Here is a 1,575-nt window from a genome sequence, read left to right on the forward strand (position 1 = left end):
TAATTGGGTCAACAGGTAAAAAATGAGTAAAATTACTCATTGACAATAGTGCTTTTAGCTTAACTTGTGAGTAATGACCCATTTGTGACAATTTAAGAAAAAGTGCAAATTGTCAAAGGGGTAGACCAAAAAAGGTAAAATAGGATGAAACCTTTACCGGACAAGCATTTGAGCCATAATTGAACCAGTTATGATTCGCAAAAAACGAATCAACCGAGATCATGCAAATAAAAAAAATCGTCCCCAAGTAGAAAATGAAGTGATCGCGAATCACCTGGAAGATTTATTAATTCCGGCAATGGCTGCCCAAAAAACTTTTTATCGGCAACTAAATCTAAGAGATAGGATTCTGACACTACCATTAATCAATAGTCCGGACAGTTTTTATATAACCCAATGGCTTATTCTCGGTTGACTTCGCAGCCCCTGTGGATAATTAAATCAATGTCAGCTCCACCCCGCTAGTTGCATTTAATTGGACTTTATTTATGATCCTTGCGCCGCGTAAGCTTGTAGTCTGGTTCCAAAAACTGTCCGGAGTATTGTTTGCCATAAACAAGTAAAATGGTGGAAAATAAAATCACCATAAACTTCTTTTGCGGCAAGACTCAATCCCTGGCATTTGTTGTAAGATTGATTCAATAATATTCATCAGGCAGTTTTTTAAATTCGTGTGTTTTTTGAGCTTAACGTAAAAACTGCCTTTTTTTGTCTTTTTCGTTAAGATACCAGTGACTTTTTTAGCTCTGATCGCGGAGCGTCCCTATTCCAAAACTGTCCGAAGTATTGATACTTGTATTCGTTCTTTAAGGCTTGCAGTACGAGTATTTTTTAGTTGTTTTTCTAAAAATTCTGCACTTTCCTCACTCAATTGTGATTTTTAGACTACGACTCATAAACGCACCATAAAAGCTCTCTCTATTATATGCAAGTTCACATAGAATTGGTATCAGTCGTTATAGTTATTTGAGCGACTAAACCTACCGTTCTCACTTTCTCAAAAGCTTTAATCTTCCACAATTAAATCAATATTTTCTCGCGTGTAATCTTAAATACTGAACACACAATTATTGCTGTTATTGATTGTTATTTTTTTAAAAAAAGTGGCAAAAAAACTGACGGCAAAGCTTATTTTTATAATGGTGTAGCTGGCAAATCGGAACAGGGTTGGAAATTTCTGTGATTTCTATTGTCGAAATTGAGACTCGTTTATCTTATAGCTTAAGCGTACAACAAACTCCGTCACGTCCTCAAATAAAGCCGCTGAAAAAACGGTCACAAAATCCGAATAATTGCTGGTCTAAGAAATCTCGCAAAAAACAGGAGCCTCAAAGCTCAACGCCTGACACCACAAGAGTTGATGACTATGCTCAACATCTAAAGAATACTCGTTATTTCTTCCCCACTTCTGTACGTCCAAATGGTCGCTGATGGCTATTACTACCGCTCTAAATTCTGGGATGCTGTCCGGGAGTTAAATTTAGACTTTATTGGCAAGTTGGTAGTAATAAATATGTAGTGATTAGATATTTATTGGCTCAAAACATAGTTGTAATGATGGATAAAATACCAAAT

Annotated in this window: 1 protein-coding gene; it reads left to right on the top strand. The window is 36.1% G+C overall.

The window, feature by feature from the left end; genetic code table 11:
• The first annotated feature begins 190 nt into the window (after window positions 1-190).
• Window positions 191-415, top strand: coding sequence for a hypothetical protein (locus QUA16_RS36610; RefSeq protein WP_445305429.1), 225 nt, complete (start codon window positions 191-193; stop codon window positions 413-415).
• Window positions 416-1,575: the final 1,160 nt, after the last annotated feature.

Source organism: Microcoleus sp. S13_C3 (assembly GCF_036700905.1).
Taxonomy (GTDB): domain Bacteria; phylum Cyanobacteriota; class Cyanobacteriia; order Cyanobacteriales; family Microcoleaceae; genus Microcoleus.